This is a genomic window from Stenotrophomonas sp. Sm10, from assembly GCF_030985515.1.
In the GTDB taxonomy this organism is placed as follows: domain Bacteria; phylum Pseudomonadota; class Gammaproteobacteria; order Xanthomonadales; family Xanthomonadaceae; genus Stenotrophomonas; species Stenotrophomonas hibiscicola.
In genome coordinates, this window is record NZ_JAPTFO010000024.1 from 18,075 (window position 1) to 43,247 (window position 25,173).

Sequence of the window (25,173 nt, forward strand, 5' to 3'; positions counted from 1 at the left end):
TGTAGCTGGGGTCGTTCCGCGCTGGATGCTTCCATACAGGTGCAGCCAGGCATCGTCCGGCACCTTCAGGAGTACAGGCGTGGAACGGTCGGCGAGTGGTTGGATCAATGGCTTCATCGGTGTGGTGATCTTCGCCGGCTCATTACCGGCCACCCGCCTGGCGGTGCTGCAGCTGGATGCCGGGTTCGTCACCGCCGCACGCGCCACCATCGCCGCGGTGCTCGGCCTGGGCCTGTTGTTGATGCTGCGCCAACCGTGGCCGCGGCGCGGCGACCTGCCGGGGCTGGTGGTGGTCAGCCTCGGCGTTGTGGTCGGCTTCCCGCTGCTGACCGCGCTCGCGCTGCGCCATGCTTCGTCGGCACACACCATCGTGTTCCTCGGCCTGCTGCCGTTGAGTACAGCGGTGTTCGGCGTGCTGCGCGGTGGCGATCGGCCGCGCCCGGCGTTCTGGCTGTTTTCGTTGCTGGGCAGCGCCTGCGTGGTCGGCTATGCAGTGCGCAACGGCATCGAGGCGTCCTTGCAGGCCGACCTGCTGATGCTGGCGGCCATCGTGGTGTGTGGGCTGGGCTATGCCGAAGGCGGCCGGCTCGCCCGTCATCTGGGCGGCTGGCAGGTGATCAGCTGGGCACTGCTGCTGGCGTTGCCGGTGATGCTGCCACTGACGGTGCTGATGCGCCCGGCCTCGTTCACCGCGGTCGGTGCCTCGGCGTGGTGGGCGCTGGGCTACGTGGCGGTGTTCAGCATGCTGATCGGCTTCCTGTTCTGGTACCGCGGGCTGGCCCAGGGCGGCATCGCTGCCGTCGGCCAGCTGCAGCTGCTGCAGCCCTTCTTCGGCCTGGCCCTGGCCGCGCTGCTGCTGCACGAATCGGTCAGCCTCAGCATGGTGCTGGTGACTCTGGTCGCGGTGATCTGCGTCGCCGGCGCGCGCCGCTTCAGCCGCTAGGAAAAAGGGGACGGAAAAAGGGGACGGAGGGGATTAAGTCGTTTCAGGCATGGCAGACCCGATTACGACTTAATCCCCTCCGGGGAGCCGCGGAAAAGATGCGCAACGGCATAGTCGATGAACGCCCGCAGGCGTGCACTCGGATGGCGCCTACCGGGCCATAGCAGCGAGAACTGCCCCTGGTGCGTCGGCAGCGCGGGCAGCACCCGTTGCAGGCGGCCATCGGCCAGCGCGTCGGCTGCGAGGAAGTCAGGCATCCAGGCCAGGCCCATGCAACCGATCGCAGCGGCCAGCACGGCCTCCATGTTGTTGCAGGTCATCGCCGTGGGAAGGCGCGCCCCGGCGTCGCCTTCGATGCCCGGCAGCTGCCACGGATGCAGCTTTCCGGTGGTGGGGTAACGGAAGCGCAGCGCGCTATGCATGCGCAGGTCGCCCACATCGCCGGGCGTTCCATGCATCTGCAGATAGCCCGGCGCCGCACAGAGGATGAAACGAAAACCACCCAGCCGCCGTGCGGTCAGGCTGGAATCGGCCAGTTCGCCACTGCGTATCACTGCATCCAGGCCTTCGCTGACCACATCGACGATGCGGTCGTTGAAGTCCAGTTCCAGCTGCACCTGCGGATAGCGTTGCTGGAAGCCGGGCAGCACCGGCAGCAGGAAGCGGTAGCCGATGGTCGGCAGGCCGATGCGCAGCAGTCCGCTGGGGGCGTGCTGTCGCTGCGCCAGGTCCGCCTGCGCTTCGGAAAGCTCATCCAGCGCACGCCGGCAGCGTTGCAGCAGCAGTTCGCCTTCGTCGGTGAGATGCACGCGGCGGGTGGTGCGCTGGAACAGGCGCGTGCCGAGCTCCTGTTCAAGCCGGGCGATGCGCTTGCCGACGGCCGAGGCTGACAGGCCGAGTACGCGGGCGGCACCGACAATGCTGCCTGCCTCCGCGGTGCGGACGAAGGCGAGCAGGGCGGAGATGGAGTCCATGCTTGGATGATTGCGGAACATCTCGCCGCAATCAACGTCCACCGAGCCTGTTTTTCTGGAATAGCGGCCTGTCCATCATCAATGCCCCTGATGGATGGAGGCCCGCATGGCCCCGGATTCGATGCTCCCTGTACCTGTCCGCGCGCAGCAGCGCTGGGCGCTGCTTGCGGTCTGCCTGGCCGCGCTGGCGTTGCCGTTGTCCTTCTCTGCCGGTGCAGTCGCGGTGCCGGCGCTGGCCCGTTCCGCGGCGGCATCGCCCACCGCGCTGGCCTGGGTGACCAACGCCTTCATGCTCACCTTCGGCAGTCTGTTGCTCGCTGCGGGCGGCTTGGCCGATCGATATGGCCGTCGGCGGCTGTTCCTGCTGGGCACGGCGGGCTTCACCACCGCCACCGCCGCCGTCTGCCTTGCTCGCACGCTGCTATGGCTGGATCTGGCGCGCGGGTTGCAGGGCGTTGCCGCGGCGGCGGCGCTGGCATCCGGCACGGCGCTGCTGGCACAGGCCTGGCAGGGGCCGGCGCGTGCCCGTGTCTTCGCCCTGCTGGGCACCACGTTCGGCATGGGGCTGGCGTTGGGGCCCCTGCTCGCGGGCCTGCTGCTGCAGACATTGGGATGGCGCAGCGTGTTCGCCGCGGGCGGTGTGCTCACGTTGGTGGCCTTCGGCCTGGGGGCACGCGCGTTGCCTGAAAGTCATGGCGAGCGCCGACCACTGGATATCGGCGGCATGCTGAGTTTCAGCCTGACGCTGGCGGCGTTGACCCTGGCGCTGCTGTGGTCGGGCGAGTTCGGCCTGCATGCCGCGCGCGTGCAGCTGGCGCTGCTGGCGACGCTGCTGCTGGGCGGGGTGTTCGTCTTCATCGAACGGCGGCACCCCTCACCGTTGCTGGACCTCTCACTGTTCTCGCAACCGGCGTTCCTTGGTGTCCAGTTGCTGCCGGTGGCGACCTGCTTCGGCTACGTGGTGCTGCTGGTCGTGTTACCTCTGCAACTGCTGGGCGTGCATGGCCAGAGCGCGACGCTGGTGGGACTGCAGATGCTGGCCCTGTCCGCGCCGATGCTGGTGCTGCCGATGCTGGCCGCGCGCTGGGCGGAGCGCGTGGGAAGTGCGCGGCTGTGCACGCTGGGCCTGCTGGTCTGTGCCTCTGGTCTGTACCTGCTGTCGCGCCACGCATCGCATCCGTCGCCGTCGCAGTGGGTGCCGTTGCTGATGCTGATCGGCGCAGGAACGGCCTTGCCGTGGGGCTTGATGGATGGGCTGTCGGTCAGCGTGGTGCCGGTACAGCGTGCGGGCATGGCCGCTGGCATCTTCGGAACCGTGCGGGTGGCCGGTGAAGGCATCGCGTTGGCCACAGTCACTGCCTTGCTTGCGCTGCTGATCGGCCATCAGCTGCAGGGCGCGTCGCCGGCATCGCTGGTGCGTGCCGGTGCCTATCTGGCCACGGGGGCGCGGGAACAGGCGCAGGCACTGCTACCGACGATAAGCGGCATGCAGCTGCAGCACGCCAGTAGTGAGGCGCTGGCGACACTGCTGCGTGTACTGGCGCTGCTGACCGCCGCCTGTGCCGCCGTGTTGCGCCTGTTGTTGCGGAAAAGGACAGGTGCCTTGGTCGGGAACATGGTGTAGCAGGCTCATCGCCGCCTCCGCCGTCATCCCGTTGTCGTCTTCCGCTCACGTCGCCTATGCCCACCCGGGCCTAGTGTTGATCGTCCCCGTCCCCCACGGAGACCCGCCATGTGGCTGCTCGACCATCTCTGGCCCAGCCGTCGACCGCTTCCTCCCCCGGTCGCGGATGCGCCGCAGGCACCGCCGCGCCGGCCTTGGCTGAAACGCCCGGCGCGGGCGGGGCGCAGCGGCATGGCGCCCTGGCAGAAGATCGCCACGCCGCCGCGGCGCACGCGCCACTAGCCGGTGCGGTCTGACGGGTGGTTGACCCCGTCGCTGACCGGAATAACCCCCAGCGCGAACGGATCAATGCCCTCCAGGCAGGCCACGTTGTAGCCGTACTGGTCGGGGTTGGAGCGGCGCCGGTGATGGGTGTAGATGCCGCACACCCCGCAGAAGTAGTGCTCGGCCACATGGGTGTTGAACTGGTACTTCTGCAGGTGATGCTGCCCGCGCACCACCTGCAGGCCCTGGCGGGGGACGCTGGCGGCGATGGCACCCCGGCGCCGGCACATCGAGCAGTCGCAGCGGCGGGGATCGACGATGCCGTCCGGCAGGTCCAGCAGCAGCTCGACCGTGCCGCAGTGACAGGTTGCGCGGTGCCGGGGTTGGACCGGAACGCCGGCCACGGAAGTGATGCCCATCATTGCTCCTGTGTGATCCATCTGGCCGTGCGGCCGCCGGAGACGGTGCGCCGGCGTGCCTGAACGGGCCGTAGATGCCACGGTGAACCCGCTTGTGGCTAACTATGCGGCTTCGGGACCGCGACAGGATGCCAGTGAGAGCCGCAGGACGTTGGATGACAGGAAGTGCCATGGCGCTGGCGGCGTTGTGGGTGACCGGGCTGCTGGCCTATCAGGTGCCGGGGCCGGGCTGGCTGGCCAATGGCGTTGCGGCGCTGTGGCTGCTGGTTGCGCTGTGGGCGTCGTGGCAGGTCGCGCGTGGCCTTGGCCATCGTCGCCTGGGCATGGCGTTCGGCGCGTCGCTGGCGCTGGCCGGCCTGTGGTGGCTGCTGCTGACCCCACGCCAGGACCGCGTGTGGGCCGATGACGTGGCCCAGCGCCTGCATGTGGTGTCCTTCGACGGGCGCCACGTGGTGTTCGACAACGTGCGCGATTTCACCTGGCGCAGCGAAACCGACTACGACGCGCGCTGGGTGCGCCGCGAATACGACCTGGACCAGTTGCGCTCGGCCGATCTGGTGCTGTCGTACTGGATGGGCCCGGCGATCGCCCACACCCTCATCTCGTTCGGTTTCGAGGACGGTCGCCACGTGGTGTTCTCGCTGGAGATCCGCAAGGAGCGCGGCGAATCGTTTTCGGCACTGGGCGGGTTCTTCCGCAAGTTCGAGATGACCCTGGTGGCCTCGGAAGAGACCGACATCATCCGCACCCGCACCAATGCGCGTGGCGAGGATGTCTACCTGTACCGCCTGCACGGCATGGACCGTGCGCAGCTGAAGGAGCTGTTCGCCGCGTACATCGCGCAGGCGCGCGAACTGGATGCGGAGCCGGGCTTCTACAACACACTCACCAGCAACTGCACCACCATCGTCTTCGACCTGGCCCGCCATATCGCGCCGCGCCTGCCGCTGGACTACCGCCTGCTGCTGTCCGGCTACCTGGCCGAGTACGCACAGGAGGTCGGTGCACTGACCCCGGGTGTGCCGTACGCCGAGCTGCACGACAAGGGCCGCATCACCCAGCGTGCGCTGGACCTGGGCAGCGGCGAACACTTCTCCACCGTGATCCGCCAGGGCGTACCTGGCACCGAGCAGGACCCGCAGTAATGACTCGACTCCTCCTGATCCGCTGGCAGCGTGCGCTGCCGGTGTTGTTCGCCGCCTTCCTGCTGCTGGGCAGCAGTGGCTGCGCGATGGTCACCGTCAAGCAGGTCAAGTCCAGCGATTCGCTGGTCAACAAGCGTGCCGACGTGCTCAATACCGGCAAGCTCAGCCCCGCTGCGCGCGAGACGCTAAGCGCGGCAGGCCTGGACGAATCGCAGTGCGAGAAGGACTTCCTGGTCTGCCGCAGCACGCTGCTGATGACCGACGATCTCAATGTCGAGCAGCGGCTGTCGGCGCTGTCCGAACTGTGGGTGAAGGCCGCGCTGGCGCTGACGCCGAAGAAGACCGCAGCCGCTGATCCGCCGATGAGCGACGCAGCGCTGGACGCCTGGCTGGAAGCCGCGCGCTACGCCTATGCCTACCTGTTCTACAGCGGCCGCTCACCATCGGATCGCGCCTTCGAAGACCGGCAGACACAGGTGCGTGACTACTACAACTACGCGGCCGAGAAGGCGGCGGTGGTGCTGTTCGTCCGCGCGCGCGCCGCTGCGTTGGCGGGCGAGGACTACACGAAGCCGATCTCGGTCGGCAGCTGGTCGCTGGCTTCCAACTACCAGCAGCTGAACCTGAAGAGCATTCCCGCGCAGCTGGTGCCAGCCGGCACGGTCAGCTTCGTCGGGCTGCGCAGTACTTATCGCCGTGATGGCTTCGGTGCCGAACTGGTGATGGTGATGGACCCGCCGAAGCTGGTCGCACCGGTGATCGCACCCGAGGGCGCCAAGGCTGAGGCGCCGCAGGAGGATGAGGACGACGCACGCCGTGGCCGCCGTCATCGCCACGACGATTCGGTGCCCGAGTTCAGTGAGATGTCCTCGATCAACGTCACAGCACTGCTGCGCTTCGAAGGCAGTAACCTGGACGATGTGATGCGCACGCGCCGGGTCGAGCTGGACGCTTATTCGCCTGAAGCGACCGAGCGCATCACCCTGCATGGCGAGCAGGTGCCGCTGGCCGGCAACTTCACCGCCGCCTATGGCCTGTGGTTGGCGCAGAGCGGTTTCGCCCGGCAATCACTGCGCACCCTGTTCGGCATGAGCGAGGGCATCGGCGAACCGCACATCTACCTGATGCAGCCGTGGGACCCGAACCGCCGCATCATCTTCATGCTGCACGGCCTGGCCAGCAGCCCGGAAGCCTGGGTGAACCTGGCCAACGAGATCATGGGCGACCCCGAGCTGCGCCAGCAGTTCCAGGTGTGGCAGGTCTACTACCCGACCAACGCGCCGATCGCGCTGAACCGCTACGAGATCGCCAACGCGTTCAATGACACCCTCAAGCACTTCGACCCCAACGGCAGCACGCGCGCATCGAAGGACATGGTCTATATCGGCCACAGCATGGGCGGCGTGCTGGCGCGGCTGCTGGTGAGCGACTCGGGTGATGTGCTGTGGGATGACCTGCTGGCCAACTATGACCTGAAGGGCGAGCGGCTGAAGCGGGTGCAGGCCAAGCTGGGGCCACTGCTGCATTTCAAGGCGCAGCCGAACGTGGAACGCGCGATCTTCATCGCCGCGCCGCACCAGGGCACGGATATCGCCGGCAACAGGGTCGGGCGGCTGATCGGTCGCCTGGTACGCCTGCCGCTGACCATTCTCGGCAAATTCGAGGACGTGTTCATGGCGCTGGCACAGGCCGAGCAGCAGGTCGACGGCACCGCCAAGCCGAAGATCCCCAACAGCATCGACAACCTCAAGGCCAGCGATCCATTCGTGAAGGCCGCAGCGCAGCTGCCGATCGAAGCGGAACTGAAGTACCACTCGATCATCGCCCAGCGCAAGCCGGAGCTGCCGGTGGACAAGTCCGATGACGGACTGGTGCCGTACTGGAGTGCGCACCTGCCGGGTGCACAGTCGGAGAAGGTCATCATTTCCGGCCACAGCGTGCAGGAGACCCCGCAAGCGGTGCTGGAAGTGCGGCGCATCCTGCACCGGGATATCGACGACGTGGGGACGGGGACCCGGTAGTGCCGGCCGCTGGCCGGCACCATCACGGGATTCCCGCGTGCGCGGAGGTTGCCGGCCAGCGGACGGCACTACCGAAACCCGGCGGCGCTACACCCGCCGCGCGATCACCGCAGCCAGCACCGCCAGGCCGAAGGTGATCGCCAGGCACAGCAGGTAGCCGGTGTGCGGCGCGCTTTCCACGAACAGCGCGAACAACGCACCGGAGACCGCCAGCGCGGTGGCAACCGACAGGGCCTCGCTCAGCTGAAGGGCAGAGGTGTTGGCACCCTGCTCATGCGCTGCTGACAGTGACAGCGTCAGCACCGAGAGGCTGGCGTAGATCATGCCCATGCCGAAACCGGTGACCGTCCAGCCCACCAGGGCCACCGGCAATGGCACTGCATTGAACAACACCGCAAGCGTTGCGGCGATACCGAGCGTCATCATCGCCGTGCCGACGCGCAGCAGCTGCTGGCGTGACCAGCCGCGCTGCTGGTGACCCTGCAGCCAGGAGCCGGCGAACCAACCGAGTGCGCCGAGGCTGAGCACCGCGCCGGCCCAGCTGGGCGGGAGCCCGCGTTCGCGCTGCAGCAGCAGCGGCAGGTAGGCTTCGCAGGCGAAGAATGCGGCAGCGGCGATGCCGCGCAGTGCGATCACGCTGGGCAGGCCCCTGCGCAGGATCAGCGTTCCGGCCGGCAGCAGGCGATGCACGCATAGCAGCAGCGCCAGCATCGCCACGCCGATGCAGAGCAGGGCGGTCGGACCGTGCTGCTGGCCGCCGAAGTACAGCAGCAGCGCCGCCAGCGATGCACCACTGGCCCAACGCACGAGGTTGCCGCGCCCCTCGTCGTTGTTGCTGTCGGCGGAGGGCTGCATGCGCGCCAGCGCAGGCCGCAGCAACAGGGCAGCAGGGACTGCCAGCAGCGGCACCGCCAGGAACACCCAGCGCCAGCCGAGATGCTGGACGATCAGGCCGCTCAGAGCCGGGCCGACCATCGAGGGCACCACCCAGCCCGCCGAGAATGCCGCGAACACCTTCGGCCGCAGGTGCTCGGGGTAGCTGCGGCCGACCATCACGTACAGCGAGACCGAAATCGCGCCCGCACCCAGGCCCTGCAGCAGGCGCCCGGCCACCAGCATGCCCATGCGCACAGCGAAGCCGGCCAGCAGCAGGCCCAGCACGAAGCAGGCCAGGCCGTACCACAGCGGCCGTGCCGGGCCCTGGCGGTCGGCCCAGCGTCCGGCCAGGGTCATGCCGATCACGCTGGTGGCCAGTGTGCCACCGAAGGCCAGCGCATACAGGCGCAGGCCGCTGAGTGCTTCGGCCACCGTGGGCATCGCTGCCGCGACGGCCAATGCTTCGAAGGCGTGCAGCGCGACCAGCGCGACCATGCCGAGGGTGGTGGCGCGGTAGCGCGCGGACAGGATCGATGTGTCAGCCGGCAGGCGGGTATCGGCGGGAGAGAGGGTCGGGGTCATACCGGTCAGGAGCGGGCCGCGCTTGTCAACGGGCGGCGAAGATAGCAGCATGCCACCTCAACTATAGTTGAGGTAAAGCAATGGCATCCCAGGAACTCAGCGTTGGCGAGGTCTCCCAGCGCAGTGGCGTGGCCGTTTCCGCACTGCATTTCTACGAGCGCAAGGGGCTGATCAGCAGCCTGCGCACCTCGGGCAACCAACGCCGTTACAGCCGCGACGTGCTGCGCCGGCTGGCGGTGATCCGCGTTGCGCAGCGGGTGGGCATGCCATTGGAAGCGGTCGGCCGCGCCTTCGAGAGCCTGCCTGAAGGCCGTGCACCGACCAAGGCTGACTGGGCCAAGCTGTCCGCGCGCTGGCGCACCGAGCTGGAACAACGCATCCACATGCTGCAGCTGCTGCGCGATGAACTGACCGGCTGCATCGGCTGTGGCTGCCTGTCACTGCAGCATTGCCGCCTGGCCAACCCTGGCGACGTTCTCGGCGAACGCGGCGACGGCCCGATGCGCTGGGAGTGAGCGAGAAAAAGGGGACGCGCTCCCGGTAGCGCCGGGCCATGCCCGGCGGACGAAAACGACTTAATCCCCTCCGTCCCCTTTTTCTTACCAGACCGTGATCGTCTCGCCGCTCTGGATGCCTTCCACTGCACGCTGGAAGGCCAGTGCGGCGCGTTGTGCGCTTACCGCTTCGAATCCCGGGAAGTAGGGGCCGTAGGCCGCCATTGATTCGATCAGTACGTTCGGGCTGACCACGTTGATGCGCAGGCCGCGCGGCAGCAGCTCCAGTGCGGCGGCGCGCACGAAGCCTTCCAGTGCGGCATTCACTGCGGTGGCGTTGACGCCGTCGCGGATCGGTTGCGCGCTGACGATGCCGCTGGTCAGGGTGATCGAGCCGCCCGCACTGAGGTGGTGCTGCGCGGCCAAGGCCAAGCGCACCTGGCCAAGCAGTTTGTCCTGCAGGCCGATGTTGAACTGCTCGGGCGTCATGTCCTGCAGCGGACCGAAATGCAGTTTGCCTGCGGTCGAGATCACCGCATCTACCGGGCCTGTACGCGCAAACAGTTCGGCAACGCTGGCGTCATCGGTCAGGTCCACGCGCAGTTCGCCACTGTGGCGACCGGCGGCGAGGATCTGGTGCTGCTGGCCCAGCTGGCGGGCGACTGCCTGGCCGAGGGTGCCGCTGGCACCGACGAGGAGAATCTTCATGGCCGTTCCTTGCGTGAGGGAGTGAGCGCAGTCTGCGCCGTCACAGTGGGGTTAGGTAAGCGGCGTATGATTCGCAGATTCCTAACTCTGGATTAGCAATGGATACCCTTCGCTGCATGCAGGCCTTCGTGGCAGTGGCCGAGCGCGGCAGCTTCGCCGGCGCCGCCGAACAGCTGCAGGTGTCGGCGGTGATGGTGGGCAAGTACATCCAGCAGCTGGAGGCGCATCTGGGCACCGCGCTGCTGCAACGGAACACCCGCCGCCAGCGCCTGACCGAAGCCGGCAGCGCCTATCTGGCCGGATGCCGGCAGGTGCTGGAGCAGGTGCAGCAGGCCGAGGCCGATGTGGCCGGTCTGCAGGTACAGCCACGTGGCCTGCTGCGGGTCAGTGCGCCGACCACCTGGGGCAGCTGCGTGCTGGCGCCGCAGCTGGCCGGCCTGCTGCGCGCACAGCCGCAGTTGAATATCGAGCTGGACCTGAGCAACCGCCGCGTGGATCTGATCGAGGATGGTTTCGATGTGGCGATCCGGGTCGGGCCGCTGCCATCGCAGGAACTGGTGGCGCGGCCGCTGCCGCCGTATGCGATGAGCCTGTGTGCGTCACCGTCGTACCTGCGCCGGCGCGGCACGCCGCGTACGCCCGCCGATCTGGCAGGGCATGACTGCCTGAGCCATCTGGCCTGGCGCGGTGGCCACGGCTGGCAGCTGGCCAACGGTGAACAGGTGGACTGGGAAGCGCGCCTGACCTGCAACGATGGTTTCGCGTTGCGCGAAGCTGCCGTTGCAGGAGCGGGTCTGGTGCTGCAACCGACGGCGCTGCTGGCTGGCGAAATTGCTGCCGGGCGCCTGAAGCCGCTGCTGCGCGACTACCTGCCCGAGGCGCGGCCGATGCACCTGATCTACCTGCCCGACCGCAGGCCACGCCCGCGGTTGCAGTGCTTCGTGGATTTCGTCATGACCACGTTGGGGCAATGAGCATCCACGCCATGCGTGGATGATGGTAGGTGCCGACCGTTGGTCGGCACACATCGGGATCAATCATTCGCCGCAGACAGTTCCTGCCCACGCACCTGCGCGGCGCGCAGTGCGGTGTCCACCAGCGCCTCGAAGCCACCGGCCTGGAAGCTCTCGATCGCGGCCTGGGTGGTTCCGTTCGGCGAGGTCACGCGGCGGCGAAGCTCGGCCGGGCTTTCGCCGGCTTCAGCCAGCATCCGCGAAGCACCCAGCAGGGTCTGCACCACCAGCGTGCGCGCGGCGTCGGCCGGCAGGCCCTGGGCAATACCCGCCGCTTCCATCGCTTCGGCCAGCAGGAAGACATAGGCCGGTCCACTGCCGGAGACCGCAGTCACCGAATCCATCAGTACCTCGCTCTCGATCCACACCGTGCGCCCGGCGCTGGCCAGCACCTGTTCGGCCTGCGCGTGCTGCTGCGTGTCCACCGACGGTGTGGCGAACAGGCCGGTCACGCCAGCGCCGAGCAGGGCAGGGGTGTTCGGCATCGCGCGCACCACTGCCTGGTCGCCTCCCAGCCAACGCTGCAGCTGCGCACTGGTGATGCCGGCGGCAATCGACACCACCAACGGCTGGTTTGCCTGGGCCAGCGCCTGCAGCGACTGGCAGACCTCACGCAGCACCTGCGGCTTCACCGCCAGCAGCCAGGTGCTGCCCTGCGCAGCGGCATCAATCGCGTTGTCATGCACCTGCACACCGAAGTCGGCGGCCAGCGCCTGGCGCAGTGCGGCCACCGGTTCGGCGACGTGGATGTGCGCGGCGGGTGTGCCCTGGCGGATCAGGCCGGCGATCAGGCTGCGCGCCATGTTACCGCCGCCGATGAAGGTGATGGAATCAGTTGCCATGGACGTCTCCTTTGAAAATCAGGCCGGGCGCGGGCGCGCGCCGAACAGGGCGGTACCGATGCGCACCAGGGTGGCGCCCTCGGCGATGGCTTCGGCGTAGTCGCTGCTCATGCCCATCGACAGCGTGTCGACCTGCGCGTGCTGGGCGGCCAGCGACTGGAAAAGCGTGCGCATGCGCACGAATGCACCCCGACGGCGCTCGGCCTCGGGCCACGGCGCCGGAATCGCCATCAGTCCGCGCAGGCGCAGGGTGGGTTTGGCGGCAATTGCGGCGGCGAGTGCGTCCACTTCCTCCGGTGCACAGCCATGCTTGCTGGATTCGTCGTCGATGTTGACCTGGATCAGCACATTCAGCGGGCCGCGTGCGGCCGGGCGATGGCGCGCCAGCGCCGTTACCAGCTTGGGCCGGTCCACGCTCTGCACCCAGTCGAAGTGGGTGGCCACGGCATCGGCCTTGTTCGACTGCAGGTGGCCGATCAGGTGCCACTCCAGCGCCAGGTGCTGCAGCGCCTGCATCTTGGCCAGCGCTTCCTGCACATAGTTTTCGCCGAAGGCCTGCTGGCCCTGTGCGGCCAGCGCAGCCACGGCCTCGGCCGGTTGGGTCTTGGACACGGCCAGCAGGCGCGGATCGGGCCGGCCGGCCGCCTCGGCGGCGGCATGCAGGTTGCTCAGGATCTGGGGCAGGGGAGTGGCCACGTAACGCGTTCCATTGAATCAGGAGGCTATACTGCCGCCCGGGGAAAGATCCTTCCAGTCGAAGCCGTTATTGGGGAGTAGCCGCTCATGGATATCGCCGAACTGCTGGCGTTTTCCGTAAAGAACAAAGCGTCCGACCTGCACCTGTCTGCAGGCCTGCCGCCGATGATCCGCGTGGACGGCGATGTTCGCCGGATCAACATCCCGGCCCTGGACCACAAGCAGGTCCACGCGCTGGTGTACGACATCATGTCCGACAAGCAGCGCCGCGATTATGAGGAATTCCTCGAAGTGGACTTCTCCTTCGAGATCCCGTCGCTGGCGCGCTTCCGTGTGAACGCGTTCAACCAGAACCGCGGCGCCGGTGCGGTGTTCCGTACCATTCCGTCCGAGGTGCTCACCCTCGAGGACCTGGCCTGCCCGCCGCTGTTCCGTGAAGTGATCCAGCAGCCGCAGGGCCTGATCCTGGTAACCGGCCCGACCGGCTCGGGCAAGTCGACCACGCTGGCGGCGATGATCGACTACATCAACAAGAACGAATACGGCCACATCCTCACCGTCGAGGATCCGATCGAATTCGTGCACACCTCGCAGAAGTGCCTGATCAACCAGCGCGAAGTGCACCGCGACACGCATGGCTTCAACGAAGCGTTGCGCTCGGCACTGCGCGAGGACCCGGACATCATCCTGGTCGGCGAACTCCGCGACCTGGAAACCATCCGCCTGGCACTGACCGCTGCGGAGACCGGCCACCTGGTGTTCGGCACCCTGCACACCAGCTCGGCGGCCAAGACCATCGACCGCATCATCGACGTGTTCCCGGCCGGCGAAAAGCCGATGGTGCGCTCGATGCTGTCCGAGTCGCTGCGTGCGGTGATCTCGCAGGCGCTGCTGAAGAAGGTCGGCGGTGGCCGCACCGCAGCGTGGGAAATCATGGTCGGCACGCCGGCCATCCGCAACCTGATCCGCGAGGACAAGGTGGCGCAGATGTACTCGGCCATCCAGACCGGCCAGCAGTACGGCATGATGACCCTGGACCAGCACCTGCAGGACCTGGTCAAGCGCAGCCTGATCACCCGCAACCAGGCCCGCGACTACGCCAAGGACAAGCGCCTGTTCGAGTAAGGCAGGGCAGCCACGGGCGGCGCGTGCAATGGCGCGGCCGCTCCGTGTTGTTTCCTCCACCGACCGTTACCTGGTAAACCGCTTTTCCGGGAGCCTGCCGTGAACACCACCGCGACCACCATCGATTTCACTTCGTTCCTCAAGCTGATGGCGCACCAGCGCGCCTCGGACCTGTTCATCACTGCGGGCATGCCGCCGGCGATGAAGGTCAACGGCAAGATCTCGCCGATCACGCAGACTCCGCTCACGCCGCAGCAGAGCCGCGACCTGGTGCTCAACGTGATGACCCCTGCGCAGCGCGAGGAGTTCGAGAAGACGCATGAATGCAACTTCGCCATCGGCCTGTCCGGTGTCGGCCGCTTCCGCGTCAGCTGCTTCTACCAGCGCAACCAGGTCGGCATGGTGCTGCGTCGCATCGAGACGCGCATTCCGACCGTGGAAGAGCTGAGCCTGCCGCCGATCATCAAGACGCTGGCGATGACCAAGCGCGGCATCATCCTGTTCGTTGGTGCCACCGGTACCGGCAAATCGACGTCGCTGGCGGCGATGATCGGCTACCGCAACCAGAACTCGACCGGCCACATCATCACCATCGAAGATCCGATCGAGTTCGTGCACAAGCACGAGGGCTGCATCATCACCCAGCGCGAGGTCGGCATCGATACCGACAGCTGGGAAGCGGCCCTGAAGAACACCCTGCGCCAGGCGCCGGACGTGATCATGATCGGCGAGGTGCGTACCCGCGAAGGCATGGATCACGCCATCGCGTTCGCCGAAACCGGCCACCTGGTGCTGTGCACCCTGCATGCCAACAACGCCAACCAGGCGATGGACCGCATCGTCAACTTCTTCCCGGAAGACCGCCGCAACCAGCTGCTGATGGACTTGTCGCTGAATCTGAAGGGCGTGGTTGCGCAGCAGCTGATTCCTTCGCCCGATGGCCGCTCGCGCAAGGTGGCGATGGAGATCCTGCTGGGCACGCCGCTGGTGCAGGACTACATCCGCGATGGCGAGATCCACAAGCTGAAGGAAGTGATGAAGGACTCGGTCCAGCTGGGCATGAAGACCTTCGACCAGAGCCTGTTCGAGCTGTACCAGGCCGGCGAGATCAGCTACGAGGACGCACTGCGCTACGCCGATTCGCAGAACGAGGTACGCCTGCGCATCAAGCTCAGCCAGGGCGGCGACGCGCGCACCCTGTCGCAGGGGCTGGATGGCGTGGAGATCTCCGAGATCCGGTGACCTGGCGATGTGTAGAGTCGACTGACAGTCGACTCTACCGGGCGCGCGGGCGATTGATGAATTCCGGTCATGACCGACTGCCGTCCAGCCGGTTCAATCCATCGCCAATGCAGGCGTATCGTCAGCGCTCCCCTCTCTGGAGCACGACGATGCAGACACGTGAACTCGGCCGCAGCGGCCTGAAGGTTTCCGCCCTGGGCCTGGGTTGCATGGGCCTGACCCATGCCTACGGCCAGCCGGTTGAACCGAGCCAGGGCATCGCCCTGCTGCACGCTGCCGTCGAGCGCGGCGTGACCTTCTTCGATACCGCCGAAGTGTACGGCCCGTACACCAACGAAGACCTGCTCGGCCAGGCCTTGGCGCCCTACCGCGACAGGCTGGTGATCGCCACGAAGTTTGGTTTCAGGGACGCGCGCACCGATGCCGGCCTGGACAGCCGCCCGGAGAACATCCGCGCCGTGGCCGAAGCCAGCCTCAAGCGACTGCGTACCGACCATATCGATCTGTTCTACCAGCACCGCGTCGACCCGAACGTGCCGATCGAGGATGTGGCCGGCACCGTGCGCGACCTGATCGCCGAGGGCAAGGTCGGCCACTTCGGCCTGTCCGAGGCCAGTGCTGCCACCGTGCGTCGCGCGCATGCGGTACAGCCGGTCACCGCCGTGCAGAGCGAGTACTCGCTGTGGTGGCGCGAACCGGAGCGTGAACTGCTGCCGACGCTGCAGGAGCTGGGCATCGGCTTCGTGCCGTTCAGCCCGCTGGGCCGCGGCTTCCTGACCGGTGCGATCAACGCCGACACCACCTTCGACGCCAACGATTTCCGCAACAGCGTGCCGCGTTTCGAAGTGGAAGCGCGTCGCGCCAACCAGGCGCTGGTGGATCGCATCAGCACGATCGCGGCAGCGCGGGGTGCGACCCCGGCGCAGGTGGCGCTGGCCTGGCTGCTGGCACAGGCGCCGTGGATCGTGCCGATCCCAGGCACCACCAAGGTCCATCGTCTGGAGGAAAACCTGGGCGCGGCCGACCTGCAGCTGGCACCGGAGGAGCTGCAACGCATCGCACAGGCGCTGGACGAAGTGTCGATCGTCGGCGAGCGCTACAACGCGCAGCGCGCCGCCCAGGCCAAGGGCTGATCAACAGCTGGGTGCGGACCGTTGGTGGTGGGTGCGGAACGTTGGTGGTGGGTGCGGACCGTTGGTCCGCACTCCTTGATCCTCACCCCATCGGCCCACGCAGCGCATCAAGCACCGTCCGCATCGCCACGGTCACGTGGCGGCGCGAAGGGTAATACGCGTAGTAACCATCGAAGTGCGGGCACCAGTCGTCCAGCACTGATTGCAGCCGTCCATCGTCCAGCATCGGCTGCACCTGGTCTTGCGGCAGCCAGGCCAATCCGCTGCCGGCCAGCGCAGCGGTGCGGGTCATGCCCATGGTGTTGAACGTCCACTGGCCGCTCACGCGCACGCTCAGTTCATTGCCGTCCTGGCCGAAATCCCACGACATCAGCCCACCATGCGTAGGCAGGCGCAGGGTCACGCAGTTGTGCCCGGCCAGCTCGTCCGGATGCCGCGGCACCACGTGCTGGCGGAAGTAGCTGGGCGCCCCGACCACGCGCATGCGCAGCGGCGGGCTGATCGGTACGGCGATCATGTCGCGCGCCAGCCGCTCGCCCAGGCGGATGCCGATGTCGTAGCGCTCGGCCACGATGTCGGCCAACCCGTAGTCGGCCGCCAGTTCCACCTTCAAGTCCGGATACTGCTGCAGCAGCGGCGCCAGCCTGGGCCAGGCGATGTACTCGGCGGCGTGGCCGGTGGCATTGATGCGGATGGTGCCGGCCGGGCGTTCACGGTACTCGGCCAGCGCGGCCAGCCCATCCTCGATCTCGGCCAGGCGCGGGGCCAGCGTTTCCAGCAGGCGGGCGCCGGCTTCGGTGGTGGACACGCTGCGGGTGGTGCGGGTCAGCAGGCGCACGCCCAGGCGCTGCTCCAGTCCGCGCATGGCATGGCTGAGCGCGGACTGGGACACGCCCAGCTGGGCGGCAGCCTTGGTGAAGCTGCCCTCGCGGGCAACGTGGACAAAGGCCTGCAGGTCGTTGAGATTTTCGCGGGGCATGAGGGGATGATACGGCCGGGCTGCGCCCGGCAGCTGCCGAATCAACGTCAACGGCAACGTCAAAAGCTGGCTTCCCGTGGGAGGCGGGGTGGCTCAGGTTGCGGGGGACGGCGCAAGTCCCCCTCCGGGGCCCGGCCCAGCCGCTGGCGGCTGTGCGTTCGGGCGCTTGCGAAGCAGTGCTTCGCAAGCAAAGCGCCCTCACCCATGTAGCCTCGGTCGCGCTTGCTCGTGTGCGCTGTCCTGCGCACACGGCAAGAGCGGGGTTGGGCGTCCTGCCCAACCCGTCCGAGGCATGCCTCGGGCCCATGGCGCTCACGCCCCCGCAACCTGAGCCACCCCGCCTTCGACAATTTCCCGCGAGCTGTTGGAACGGCATTCTGCTTTGGTGGGTGCCGACCGTTGGTCGGCACTGGGTCGGACGTGTGGGTATGTCGATTTCTGCGTCTGTGGTTCGTCGAATGAATGACTTCAACGGGAGCTGCACATGAGCACTGACACCAAGCCCAAGGGCCCGGCCTCGTACTTCCCCTCCATCGAGAAGACCTATGGGCAACCGGTCGCCCACTGGCTCGGGCTGCTGGCAGGGAAGAAGGGCCTGAAACACATGGAACTGGTCAGCTTCCTGAAAAGTGAGCATGGGCTGGGCCATGGCCATGCCAACGCGCTGGTGGCGCACCATCTGGCCGGCAAGGGCTGAGCAGCGGCGGGCCCGGGGCAGGGCGGGGCGCATTCAGCTGAACGATTTCATCTGCAACTGTCATGCGGATCGTGTCTAATACCGCTCCCCACCTGCTGTTCCCCCACCCGCATGTCCCTTCCTTCCCATGGCCCCGCGCCGTGCGACGACGCTGACGGCCACCTGGTCACCGCCGGTCCGCTGACCCCGCCGCCCGACAGCGCCGGCACCACCGCCGACGAAAAAGCGCTGCGCCACTCGATCGCCGAGGACGTGCAAGGCATGGTGCTGGCCACGATGGTGGCCTCGCTGGGCCTGGCCATCTTCGCCAAGGGCGGGCTGATGATCGGCGGCATGGCGGGCATGGCGTTCCTGCTGCACTACGCGATGGGCTGGAACTTCGGCCTGGTGTTCGTGCTGGTCAACCTGCCGTTCTACTGGGTGGCGCTGCGGCGCATGGGTTGGGAATTCACCCTGAAGACCTTCGCTGCGGTCACCGCCTGTGGCGTGTTGACCGACCTGCTGCCGCGCTGGATCGACTTCTCGCACATCAACCCGCTGTATTCGGCGATCGTCGGTGGCGCGTTGTCTGGCCTGGGCATCCTGTTCTTCATCCGCCATCGTGCCAGCCTCGGCGGCATCGGCATCCTGGCGGTGTACCTGCAGCGCACCCGTGGCTGGAGCGCGGGCAAGGTGCAGATGTCCTACGACGCCTGCCTGATGGTGGCCGCGTTCTTCGTGCTGTCGCCGTCGAAGGTGCTGTATTCGGCCATCGGCGCGGTGGTGCTCAGCCTTGTGCTGATGTTCAACCACCGCCCTGGCCGCTACATGGGCGTGTGATCGCGCTCTTCGCGTTCGCCGGGCCATGCCCGGCGGCCGTCCTTCAACGTACGGCGGCCTGCAGCCACGGCGGCGACAGCGTCAACAGCCGCGCGTGCACCGGGCAATCCTCGGCGTGCGCACCGGGCAGGTAGCCCAGGCTCATCAGGAATTCGCCGGTGATCTCGCCGCCGGTGAAGCGGAACGTCTTCTTGAACAGCTTCACCCAGTCGGCCTTGCTGCGCGGGTGGTGCGCATCCAGCCACGCCGCGAAGCTGCCATGGCTGGCCCGCAACTGCTGGATCACCTGCGCGTTGTGGATCGCCGCCATCACCTTCAGCCGGTTGCGGATGATGCCCGCGTCCGACAGCAGGCGCGCAATGTCCTGCTCGGCGTAGGCCGCCACGCGGTCCACATCGAAGCCGTCATAGGCTGCGCGGAAGCCCTCGCGCTTCTTCAGGATCGTTTCCCAGCTCAAACCGGCCTGGTTGATTTCCAGTACCAATCGCTCGAACAGTTCACGCTCGTCCCGCTGCGGGAAGCCGTACTCGTTGGCGTGGTAGTAGTCGTGCACCGGATGGCCGGGGGCAATCAGGCAGTAACCGCTCATGGGGAAGGCTCGTTGGATTCGGATTCGGATTCGGATTCGGATTCGGGTTCGGGATCGATGGCCACTGCAGGGTGCCCGCCGATGGACAGCATCGGCCAGCGCGGTGGCACGAGCGTGAGTTTGCCGTTACGCAGGGCCTGGTTGATCGCCTCGGCCGGGCCGCTGACGGTGCCGAACAGCGCACCGGCCCGGCGCCACTGGGAATCGCTGCCACGTGCGTACAGCACGCAGTCCGGTCCACGGTGGGTGTACAGCTCGCACAGCAGCACTTCGCCGGTACCATCACCGTCCAGGTCGCGATGCACGACCAGGCAGTCGCGCTCGCTCTGTGCGCAGGATTCGCCATTGATCGATCGGGTGGCCAGAGCTTTCCACCAGTCGTCCGGTGGCGAGCTGGATCCGGCGGCCAGCTTCAGCGCGCGCCGCAGGGCGGCGACGTCCTGCGGCCCCTTGTCGAGGCGGTGGCCGTCGTCCCAGCGGAAGGTACGCGCCAGTGCTGCCGCGACCACCTGTGGCGCGTTGGCATCGGCGATGATGGCCGGATCACGCTGCAACTCGCGCAGCGCCTGCACGCCACGGCGGCCAAGATCGAAGCGCAGCACGTTGACGTCACTGCTGGTGATCGCCGGCGGGTCCGCGCGCAGGCGCTCCAGCTGGCTGGACAGGGTCAGCCGCACCGGGTCCAGCAGGGGCGAGTTGCCCAGCAGGGCCAGTGCGAGCACCACCCAGCACATCCAGCGGTTGACCGGTTCCAGCGCCTGCAGCCAGCGGCCCTGGCGACGCAGTACCGCCAGCGCATAGCCCAGGGCATAGCCGGCCACGGCCAGCGCGATCAGCAGTGCCCAGAACCGGTCCACTGTCCACCCGTACTGCACCACGCGCAGGCCCAGCGCATACAGCGCCAGCGCGGCGTAGACCGGCAGCGCCAGCAGGCTGGCCTCGACCAGACGGCGCAGCACGAGAGGGTACGGCGGGGAGTCTTCCCCCTGCTGGTAGACCGCATTGGTGAACGTCACCAGCAGCAGTGACACCACCACCAGCAGGCTGGCGGCCGAACGGGTCTTCCACAGTGGTTCCAGCCCGGCAAGCGGCAGGCTCAGCACGAACAACACGGCGATGAACGACAGCAGCGGCAGCAGCCCGCGGCAGATCGCGAACAGCACCTGGCGGGTGATCTGGATCGCCCGATGCTGGGTGCGCCCGATCAGCACGCCAAACCCGGCCAGGCTGCCGGTGGCCAGTGCGATGAAAGCATCCTGGCGGAACAGATCGCGGAAGAAGGTGACCTCCAGCAGCTGGAACAGCGCCGCCCACAGCCACAGCAGCAGCCAGGTCAGCCCGGTGAACAGCGCCGCCAGGGCCAGGGTCAAGCCGTTCTGCCAGGCGCGCTCGAACAGCTCGGGGTAGCTGGCGCGCCACTGACCGTGCTGCAGCTGGAACTGCCACCATGGCAGGGCCACGAACACCGCCACGGCCATGCCCAGGGTCAACGGAAGCTGCAACGCGCCCGATTCCAGTGCGGCCTCGCCATTGAGGTTCCAGCCGATCCAGGCGGCCAGTGCCAGCACCACCACCGAGCCGAGCGCCGCCTGCAGCCACAGGCGGCGTTGGCCCAGCTCGACCAGGCTCAGCGCCACCGCGCTGGGAATGGCCAGCACCCAGGCGTACCAGCAGTAGCGCCAGCCGATATCGCGGAACGGCCACGCATCGGACAATTCCTGCGCGGCATACAGCATCAGACCCTGCAGCAGGGCGATCAGGACGATGGCGCTGCGTGCCGGCAGGGTCAGGGGCGATGAAGACTGCATCGATGACCTTCCGTGGCAAAGCACCATCCTAGCCCATCGCGGTTCGGCGCCATCGCGCGACCATCCCGCCCCCAGCAGGTAGAATGGGCCCATGCCTGTAATGCCGACCTCCCTTGCCGATCACCTGCTCGTCGCGCTGCCGTCGCTGCTCGACGCGACCTTTGCCCGCAGCGTCGCGCTGATCTGCCAGCACGACGAGAACGGGGCGATGGGCGTACTGGTCAACCAGCCTTCCGAATACACGCTGGGTGAAGTGCTTGCGCAGATGGACATCACCACCGGTGATGGCGAGCTGCAGGCGCGCATGGTGCTTAACGGCGGCCCGGTGCATCCGGAGCGCGGTTTCGTCATCCATGACGACGCGCGGGCGTGGGATTCCAGCCTGACCGTGGGCGACGGCCTGTACCTGACCACCTCGCGCGACATCCTCGAAGCGATGGCGCGCGGCGAAGGCCCGGCCAATGCGGTGGTCACCCTCGGCTGTGCCGGTTGGGGCGCAGGGCAGCTGGAAAGCGAGCTGTCCGAGAACAGCTGGCTGACCGTGCCGGCCGATGCCGAGCTGGTGTTCCAGCTGCCGCTGGAGCAGCGCTGGCAGGGTGCGGCTTCGCGTATCGGCGTCGACCTGTTCCGGCTGACTGACTACAGCGGCCATGTCTGAGCCCATCACGCCCGCACCGGATTCTGCTGCCCCGGCCATCCGTCGTGACGGCACGGTCCTGGGTTTTGATGTCGGCTCGCGGCGGATCGGCGTGGCCATCGGCAGTGCCTTTGCCGCGCATGCGCGCGCGGTGGCGGTGGTCGATGTGCACGGCAACGGCCCGGACTGGACCGCGATCGAACGCCTGCTCAAGGAATGGAAGCCCGACGGCCTGGTGGTCGGCGACCCGCTGACCCTGGACGGCCAGGACCAGCCCAACCGCAAGCGTGCGCAGGGCTTTGCCCGCCAGCTGCGGGAGCGCTTCAAGCTGCCGGTGGTGATGATCGACGAGCGTTCCAGCTCGGTCGAGGCTGCCCGCCGTTTCGCCGTCGAGCGCGCCGAAGGGCGCAAGCGTCGCCGTGATGCGGCCGCCCTCGATGCTGTGGCCGCGGCGGTGATCATCGACCGCTGGCTGTCGTCCCCCGACGACGCCACCCCCATTCCCTGACTGCACGACTCCCGCCATGACTGCCCAGCAAATCGATGCCTCCGGACGCCTGCGCCACCTGCTGACCCTGGAGGGCCTGCCGCGCGGAACACTGCTGCAGTTGCTGGACCGGGCAGGGCAGATCCGTGACGCCGCAGTCGGCCGTGTCGGCAACAAGCGCCACGTGCTGGCCGGTTCTGCGGTATGCACGCTGTTCTTCGAACCGTCCACGCGCACCCGCAGCTCGTTCCAGCTGGCCGCGCAGCGCCTGGGCGCCGATGTGCTGAACTTCGACGCGTCGACCTCGTCCACGCGCAAGGGCGAAACGGCCTGCGACACGTTGCGCAACCTGGAAGCAATGGGCGTGCGCGGCTTCGTGGTGCGTCACCCCGATGACGGCGCCGTGGCCGCGCTGGCCGAGGCGGCGGGCGAGGGCACCGCACTGATCAACGCCGGCGACGGCCGCAGCGCGCACCCAACCCAGGGCCTGCTGGACATGCTGACCCTGCGCCAGGCCAAGGGCCCGGATTTCTCGAAGCTGAAGGTGGTGATCGTCGGCGACGTGAAGCACTCGCGCGTGGCGCGCACCGACCTGCATGCGCTGCGCACGCTGGGGGTGGGCGAGATCCGCGTGTGCGGCCCGCAGTCGCTGCTGCCGGACGACGAGACCCTGAGGGGTTGCGTGGTCGGCGATGATTTCGACGCGATGCTGGAAGGCGTCGACGCGCTGATGATGCTGCGCCTGCAGCGCGAGCGCATGGAAGAAGGCCTGGTGCCGTCGCTGGAGCAGTACCACGCGCAGTACGGCCTGACCCGCGAGCGCCTGGCGCGTGCCGGCAAGGACGCTGCGGTACTGCACCCGGGGCCGATCAACCGCGGCGTGGAAGTGACCGACGACGTGGCCGATGGCCCGCAATCGTGGGTGCTGCGCCAGGTCGCCAACGGCGTCGCCGTGCGCATGGCCGTGCTGGAAACCCTGCTGGGCTGACCACTTTGGTGGGTGCCGACCGTTGGTCGGCGCGGTTGATCTGTCCTCATCCGACCCGGTGGGGGCCGATCGTTGGTCGGCACGGTTGATCTGTCCTTATCCGACCCGGTGGGTGCCGACCGTTGGTCGGCACTGAACCATCAGTGCGGTGAAGTGCGGGCCTGGCCATTGAATGGTTCCGGGCCCACCTGTACTGACGTGGTTGCCCGATAGAAGAGGGATACCGGCAGGCGCACGCTTGGGCCCATGAACCGCGCACGCCTACGCCTTGGCCGTCATTCCCGGATCGGGCAATCCTACATCCTGACCACCGTCACCCAGGAACGTCGACGCTACTTCGATGATGCCACTGCGGCACAGGAGGTGATGGATGTGCTCCGTCGCATTGATGATGATGGCCTGACGCACTCACTTGCCTATGTGGTCATGCCGGACCACATCCATTGGCTTGTGGAGATCCGTGCGTTCTCGCTGGACTACATCATGCAACGCTTCAAATCGAGCAGTGCATTGCGGATCAACCGCATGCTGGGTAAGACAGGACCATTTTGGCAATCGAGCTATCACGATCACGCCATGCGTTCTGAAGAATCACTGTTTCGCCATGCGATGTACATCGTCGCCAACCCGGTCAGGGCGAACTTGGCGAGCTGCGTGGGAGAGTATCCGTATGCCTGGTGCCGATGGGAGATCGATGGGAGGTACCAAGCAATGGATTACCCCGAAGCGGAGAGATAGTGCCGACCAACGGTCGGCACCCACCAATACCCAAGCCGACCAACGGTCGGCACCCACCAATACCCAAGCCGACCAACGGTTGGCATCCACCAATACCCAAGCCGACCAATGGTTGGCATCCACCCACAGATGTTTCCCAGCAGAAGCTATGGCTCAGCGCTTCTGCGCGAACATCCATTCCCACATCGCCGGGTCGGCGTAGGTGGCGTCCCAGGCATTGTGGTTGCCTTCCGGGTATTCGGTGTAGCGCACGTCACGCGCGTTGGCGTTCTGGAATGCGGCGTGCAGCCGGCGGTCGTCATCCGGCGGCACCACGTCATCCAGCGCGCCATGGAAGATCCAGATCGGCGTCTGCCGCAGGCGCTGGGCAATGGCCGCATACGGGTCGGTTTCACCGGCCACCTGTTCGACGAACAGGGTCGGACGTACCGCGCGCGGGGCCAGCACCGCGCCGCACACCGGCACGATCGCAGCAAATCGCTGCGGGTTGTCCAAGGCGATATTCCAGCTGCCGTAGCCACCCATCGACATGCCGGTCAGGTATTGCCGCGCCGGATCGGCACCGAACTCGGCGATCGCTGCATCCAGCGCGGCCAAGGCCACACGGTTGTTGCGCCCGCTCCATTCCCCGCGTCCCGGCGCCTGCGGAAATACGGCCAACGCAGGGAAATCGGCGGCCTGCTCGCGCAGGTACGGTCCCAGCCCCGCGTGGGTCTGCTTCACGCCATCGGCGCCGCGCTCGCCCGAACCGTGCAGGAACAGCACGACCGGCAGTGAGCCCGGTGTACGCGCCGATGCGGCCGGAATGAATACCTGGTAGTAGGCCGTCTCGCCATCCACCTTCACGGCGCGGGCTTCGAAGCGACCCCGCGCGCCATCCGGCAGCGACGTGCAGCCGCTCATCAACAGAAGGGCCAGCAGTGGCAGCCAGCGCGACAGCAAACGGACCATGGGGTTTCCCGAAGTGGCGAGATCGCCTGCATCGTAGTCCGCTGTCGCCAGCGCGGCATCGTGCGCCGCGTCACTGCGGGCGCGGGAAGCTGGCAATGATGTCCAGTTGTTCCTGCGCTTCGGCATTGCCTGCCGCCGCCGCAGCCTGCACCTGCGCCATATCCGGGTGCAGGACCACCAGCAGCGGGTTCTCGCAGACCGGGCAGTCATACTCGGTGGCGTCCTCGTCCAGTTCCATCTCCATGGCGCGCGAGCTGCCCTTCCACTCGCAGGCCGGGCAGGTGTGCTGCTGGTCGCGCCAGCCGGGCTGGAAATAGTTTTCGATCGTTGTTGCCATGGGTGTTCCGGTTGGGTGGAGTCAACGACCCGTGTGGCGGGG

The 25,173-nt window shown here is 67.3% G+C and carries 25 protein-coding genes and 1 pseudogene; 15 read left to right on the plus strand and 11 right to left on the minus strand.

All coding sequences use genetic code 11. The annotated features are described in order from the left end of the window. The first annotated feature begins 79 nt into the window (after positions 1 to 79). Positions 80 to 943, plus strand: coding sequence for a DMT family transporter (locus O0J15_RS09055; protein ID WP_308305513.1), 864 nt, complete (start codon positions 80 to 82; stop codon positions 941 to 943). A gap of 62 nt (positions 944 to 1,005) precedes the next feature. Here the strand turns inward: O0J15_RS09055 and O0J15_RS09060 are convergent, their stop codons facing one another. Further along, a complete protein-coding gene (locus tag O0J15_RS09060) occupies positions 1,006 to 1,917 on the minus strand; it encodes a LysR substrate-binding domain-containing protein (protein WP_308305514.1) in 912 nt (303 codons plus the stop codon). A 106-nt stretch (positions 1,918 to 2,023) separates the two neighbouring features. On the opposite strand from O0J15_RS09060, the gene O0J15_RS09065 reads away from it, so the two are divergent. Beyond that, on the plus strand, positions 2,024 to 3,541 hold the full coding sequence (locus O0J15_RS09065; RefSeq protein WP_134734723.1) for an MFS transporter: 1,518 nt from the start codon (positions 2,024 to 2,026) through the stop codon (positions 3,539 to 3,541). Positions 3,542 to 3,819: 278 nt separating this feature from the next. Here O0J15_RS09065 and O0J15_RS09070 read toward each other — a convergent pair whose 3' ends face one another. After that, complete coding sequence (locus O0J15_RS09070) at positions 3,820 to 4,224, minus strand: GFA family protein (RefSeq protein ID WP_005415530.1); 405 nt, start codon at positions 4,222 to 4,224, stop codon at positions 3,820 to 3,822. A 170-nt stretch (positions 4,225 to 4,394) separates the two neighbouring features. Between O0J15_RS09070 and O0J15_RS09075 the strand changes: the two genes are divergently transcribed. Together O0J15_RS09075 and O0J15_RS09080 are read left to right on the plus strand one after the other, a co-directional pair. Next, positions 4,395 to 5,369, plus strand: coding sequence for a DUF4105 domain-containing protein (locus tag O0J15_RS09075; protein WP_308305528.1), 975 nt, complete (start codon positions 4,395 to 4,397; stop codon positions 5,367 to 5,369). Then, positions 5,369 to 7,390 carry an alpha/beta hydrolase gene (locus tag O0J15_RS09080; RefSeq protein WP_308305515.1) on the plus strand — a complete coding sequence of 674 codons (2,022 nt, stop codon included), beginning with the start codon at positions 5,369 to 5,371 and terminating at the stop codon, positions 7,388 to 7,390. The genes O0J15_RS09075 and O0J15_RS09080 overlap by 1 nt, the downstream gene beginning before the upstream one ends. Positions 7,391 to 7,477: 87 nt before the next feature. Here the strand turns inward: O0J15_RS09080 and O0J15_RS09085 are convergent, their stop codons facing one another. Next, positions 7,478 to 8,899, minus strand: coding sequence for an MFS transporter (locus O0J15_RS09085; RefSeq protein ID WP_308305516.1), 1,422 nt, complete (start codon positions 8,897 to 8,899; stop codon positions 7,478 to 7,480). Between the two features lie 29 nt (positions 8,900 to 8,928). Here O0J15_RS09085 and soxR point away from each other — a divergent pair, with 29 nt between their 5' ends. After that, positions 8,929 to 9,363, plus strand: a complete 435-nt coding sequence (gene soxR / locus O0J15_RS09090; RefSeq protein WP_111175615.1) for a redox-sensitive transcriptional activator SoxR — start codon at positions 8,929 to 8,931, stop codon at positions 9,361 to 9,363. 84 nt (positions 9,364 to 9,447) lie between these two features. On the opposite strand, the pseudogene O0J15_RS09095 reads toward soxR, so the two are convergent. Further along, positions 9,448 to 10,077 (minus strand): annotated as a pseudogene (locus tag O0J15_RS09095) (short chain dehydrogenase); the annotation flags it as partial. Positions 10,078 to 10,148: 71 nt separating this feature from the next. Between O0J15_RS09095 and O0J15_RS09100 the strand changes: the two are divergent. Continuing rightward, the gene (locus O0J15_RS09100; RefSeq protein ID WP_019659471.1) at positions 10,149 to 11,024 is read left to right on the plus strand and encodes a LysR family transcriptional regulator; all 876 of its coding nucleotides are present in this window, start codon (positions 10,149 to 10,151) and stop codon (positions 11,022 to 11,024) included. A 59-nt stretch (positions 11,025 to 11,083) separates the two neighbouring features. On the opposite strand, the gene proC is transcribed toward O0J15_RS09100, so the two are convergent. Continuing rightward, a complete protein-coding gene (gene proC / locus O0J15_RS09105) occupies positions 11,084 to 11,905 on the minus strand; it encodes a pyrroline-5-carboxylate reductase (RefSeq protein ID WP_308305517.1) in 822 nt (273 codons plus the stop codon). Positions 11,906 to 11,923: 18 nt separating this feature from the next. After that, positions 11,924 to 12,601, minus strand: coding sequence for a YggS family pyridoxal phosphate-dependent enzyme (locus O0J15_RS09110; RefSeq protein WP_308305518.1), 678 nt, complete (start codon positions 12,599 to 12,601; stop codon positions 11,924 to 11,926). Positions 12,602 to 12,688: 87 nt separating this feature from the next. On the opposite strand from O0J15_RS09110, the gene O0J15_RS09115 reads away from it, so the two are divergent. The 3 genes from O0J15_RS09115 to O0J15_RS09125 all read left to right on the plus strand — a co-directional run bounded on the left by O0J15_RS09115 (position 12,689) and on the right by O0J15_RS09125 (position 16,101). Then, a complete protein-coding gene (locus tag O0J15_RS09115; protein WP_006422551.1) occupies positions 12,689 to 13,726 on the plus strand; it encodes a type IV pilus twitching motility protein PilT in 1,038 nt (345 codons plus the stop codon). Positions 13,727 to 13,825: 99 nt separating this feature from the next. Continuing rightward, positions 13,826 to 14,968, plus strand: a complete 1,143-nt coding sequence (locus O0J15_RS09120) for a PilT/PilU family type 4a pilus ATPase (RefSeq protein ID WP_006422552.1) — start codon at positions 13,826 to 13,828, stop codon at positions 14,966 to 14,968. A gap of 149 nt (positions 14,969 to 15,117) precedes the next feature. Further along, the gene (locus tag O0J15_RS09125; RefSeq protein ID WP_134734732.1) at positions 15,118 to 16,101 is read left to right on the plus strand and encodes an aldo/keto reductase; all 984 of its coding nucleotides are present in this window, start codon (positions 15,118 to 15,120) and stop codon (positions 16,099 to 16,101) included. 82 nt (positions 16,102 to 16,183) lie between these two features. Here O0J15_RS09125 and O0J15_RS09130 read toward each other — a convergent pair whose 3' ends face one another. After that, positions 16,184 to 17,080: a LysR family transcriptional regulator gene (locus O0J15_RS09130; protein ID WP_308305519.1), complete on the minus strand. Its 897-nt coding sequence runs from the start codon at positions 17,078 to 17,080 to the stop codon at positions 16,184 to 16,186. Between the two features lie 484 nt (positions 17,081 to 17,564). On the opposite strand from O0J15_RS09130, the gene O0J15_RS09135 reads away from it, so the two are divergent. Together O0J15_RS09135 and O0J15_RS09140 are read left to right on the plus strand one after the other, a co-directional pair. After that, positions 17,565 to 17,777, plus strand: coding sequence for a DUF4287 domain-containing protein (locus O0J15_RS09135; protein ID WP_019659465.1), 213 nt, complete (start codon positions 17,565 to 17,567; stop codon positions 17,775 to 17,777). Between the two features lie 111 nt (positions 17,778 to 17,888). Beyond that, the gene (locus O0J15_RS09140; protein WP_014036228.1) at positions 17,889 to 18,596 is read left to right on the plus strand and encodes a YitT family protein; all 708 of its coding nucleotides are present in this window, start codon (positions 17,889 to 17,891) and stop codon (positions 18,594 to 18,596) included. Positions 18,597 to 18,639: 43 nt separating this feature from the next. Here O0J15_RS09140 and O0J15_RS09145 read toward each other — a convergent pair whose 3' ends face one another. Continuing rightward, positions 18,640 to 19,185: a DNA-3-methyladenine glycosylase I gene (locus tag O0J15_RS09145; protein WP_308305520.1), complete on the minus strand. Its 546-nt coding sequence runs from the start codon at positions 19,183 to 19,185 to the stop codon at positions 18,640 to 18,642. Beyond that, complete coding sequence (locus O0J15_RS09150) at positions 19,182 to 20,993, minus strand: DUF4153 domain-containing protein (RefSeq protein ID WP_308305521.1); 1,812 nt, start codon at positions 20,991 to 20,993, stop codon at positions 19,182 to 19,184. Before O0J15_RS09150 ends, O0J15_RS09145 begins: the two co-directional genes overlap by 4 nt. A 91-nt stretch (positions 20,994 to 21,084) precedes the next feature. Between O0J15_RS09150 and O0J15_RS09155 the strand changes: the two genes are divergently transcribed. The 4 genes from O0J15_RS09155 to O0J15_RS09170 all read left to right on the plus strand — a co-directional run bounded on the left by O0J15_RS09155 (position 21,085) and on the right by O0J15_RS09170 (position 23,843). Then, entirely contained in the window at positions 21,085 to 21,651 is a 567-nt protein-coding gene (locus O0J15_RS09155) for a YqgE/AlgH family protein (RefSeq protein ID WP_058979385.1), read from the plus strand. Next, a complete protein-coding gene (gene ruvX, locus O0J15_RS09160) occupies positions 21,644 to 22,138 on the plus strand; it encodes a Holliday junction resolvase RuvX (RefSeq protein ID WP_005408378.1) in 495 nt (164 codons plus the stop codon). The genes O0J15_RS09155 and ruvX overlap by 8 nt, the downstream gene beginning before the upstream one ends. 16 nt (positions 22,139 to 22,154) lie before the next feature. After that, a complete protein-coding gene (locus O0J15_RS09165; RefSeq protein WP_308305522.1) occupies positions 22,155 to 23,105 on the plus strand; it encodes an aspartate carbamoyltransferase catalytic subunit in 951 nt (316 codons plus the stop codon). 246 nt (positions 23,106 to 23,351) lie between these two features. Beyond that, on the plus strand, positions 23,352 to 23,843 hold the full coding sequence (locus O0J15_RS09170; RefSeq protein ID WP_308305523.1) for a transposase: 492 nt from the start codon (positions 23,352 to 23,354) through the stop codon (positions 23,841 to 23,843). Positions 23,844 to 23,996: 153 nt separating this feature from the next. On the opposite strand, the gene O0J15_RS09175 is transcribed toward O0J15_RS09170, so the two are convergent. Next, positions 23,997 to 24,794 carry a prolyl oligopeptidase family serine peptidase gene (locus tag O0J15_RS09175; protein ID WP_308305524.1) on the minus strand — a complete coding sequence of 266 codons (798 nt, stop codon included), beginning with the start codon at positions 24,792 to 24,794 and terminating at the stop codon, positions 23,997 to 23,999. Between the two features lie 70 nt (positions 24,795 to 24,864). Next, positions 24,865 to 25,131, minus strand: a complete 267-nt coding sequence (locus O0J15_RS09180) for a hypothetical protein (protein ID WP_019659457.1) — start codon at positions 25,129 to 25,131, stop codon at positions 24,865 to 24,867. Positions 25,132 to 25,173: the final 42 nt, after the last annotated feature.

What these genes read in the sequence shown, in the direction of transcription:
- O0J15_RS09060 (WP_308305514.1), bottom strand. Translation starts at nt 1,917, where the DNA reads ATGGACTCCATCTCCGCCCTGCTCGCCTTCGTCCGCACCGCGGAGGCA.
- O0J15_RS09065 (WP_134734723.1), top strand. Translation starts at nt 2,024, where the DNA reads ATGGCCCCGGATTCGATGCTCCCTGTACCTGTCCGCGCGCAGCAGCGC.
- O0J15_RS09070 (WP_005415530.1), bottom strand. Translation starts at nt 4,224, where the DNA reads ATGGGCATCACTTCCGTGGCCGGCGTTCCGGTCCAACCCCGGCACCGC.
- O0J15_RS09075 (WP_308305528.1), top strand. Translation starts at nt 4,395, where the DNA reads ATGGCGCTGGCGGCGTTGTGGGTGACCGGGCTGCTGGCCTATCAGGTG.
- O0J15_RS09080 (WP_308305515.1), top strand. Translation starts at nt 5,369, where the DNA reads ATGACTCGACTCCTCCTGATCCGCTGGCAGCGTGCGCTGCCGGTGTTG.
- O0J15_RS09085 (WP_308305516.1), bottom strand. Translation starts at nt 8,899, where the DNA reads ATGCTGCTATCTTCGCCGCCCGTTGACAAGCGCGGCCCGCTCCTGACC.
- soxR (WP_111175615.1), top strand. Translation starts at nt 8,929, where the DNA reads ATGGCATCCCAGGAACTCAGCGTTGGCGAGGTCTCCCAGCGCAGTGGC.
- O0J15_RS09100 (WP_019659471.1), top strand. Translation starts at nt 10,149, where the DNA reads ATGGATACCCTTCGCTGCATGCAGGCCTTCGTGGCAGTGGCCGAGCGC.
- proC (WP_308305517.1), bottom strand. Translation starts at nt 11,905, where the DNA reads ATGGCAACTGATTCCATCACCTTCATCGGCGGCGGTAACATGGCGCGC.
- O0J15_RS09115 (WP_006422551.1), top strand. Translation starts at nt 12,689, where the DNA reads ATGGATATCGCCGAACTGCTGGCGTTTTCCGTAAAGAACAAAGCGTCC.
- O0J15_RS09125 (WP_134734732.1), top strand. Translation starts at nt 15,118, where the DNA reads ATGCAGACACGTGAACTCGGCCGCAGCGGCCTGAAGGTTTCCGCCCTG.
- O0J15_RS09130 (WP_308305519.1), bottom strand. Translation starts at nt 17,080, where the DNA reads ATGCCCCGCGAAAATCTCAACGACCTGCAGGCCTTTGTCCACGTTGCC.
- O0J15_RS09135 (WP_019659465.1), top strand. Translation starts at nt 17,565, where the DNA reads ATGAGCACTGACACCAAGCCCAAGGGCCCGGCCTCGTACTTCCCCTCC.
- O0J15_RS09140 (WP_014036228.1), top strand. Translation starts at nt 17,889, where the DNA reads ATGTCCCTTCCTTCCCATGGCCCCGCGCCGTGCGACGACGCTGACGGC.
- O0J15_RS09145 (WP_308305520.1), bottom strand. Translation starts at nt 19,185, where the DNA reads ATGAGCGGTTACTGCCTGATTGCCCCCGGCCATCCGGTGCACGACTAC.
- O0J15_RS09150 (WP_308305521.1), bottom strand. Translation starts at nt 20,993, where the DNA reads ATGCAGTCTTCATCGCCCCTGACCCTGCCGGCACGCAGCGCCATCGTC.
- O0J15_RS09155 (WP_058979385.1), top strand. Translation starts at nt 21,085, where the DNA reads ATGCCTGTAATGCCGACCTCCCTTGCCGATCACCTGCTCGTCGCGCTG.
- ruvX (WP_005408378.1), top strand. Translation starts at nt 21,644, where the DNA reads ATGTCTGAGCCCATCACGCCCGCACCGGATTCTGCTGCCCCGGCCATC.
- O0J15_RS09165 (WP_308305522.1), top strand. Translation starts at nt 22,155, where the DNA reads ATGACTGCCCAGCAAATCGATGCCTCCGGACGCCTGCGCCACCTGCTG.
- O0J15_RS09170 (WP_308305523.1), top strand. Translation starts at nt 23,352, where the DNA reads ATGAACCGCGCACGCCTACGCCTTGGCCGTCATTCCCGGATCGGGCAA.
- O0J15_RS09175 (WP_308305524.1), bottom strand. Translation starts at nt 24,794, where the DNA reads ATGGTCCGTTTGCTGTCGCGCTGGCTGCCACTGCTGGCCCTTCTGTTG.
- O0J15_RS09180 (WP_019659457.1), bottom strand. Translation starts at nt 25,131, where the DNA reads ATGGCAACAACGATCGAAAACTATTTCCAGCCCGGCTGGCGCGACCAG.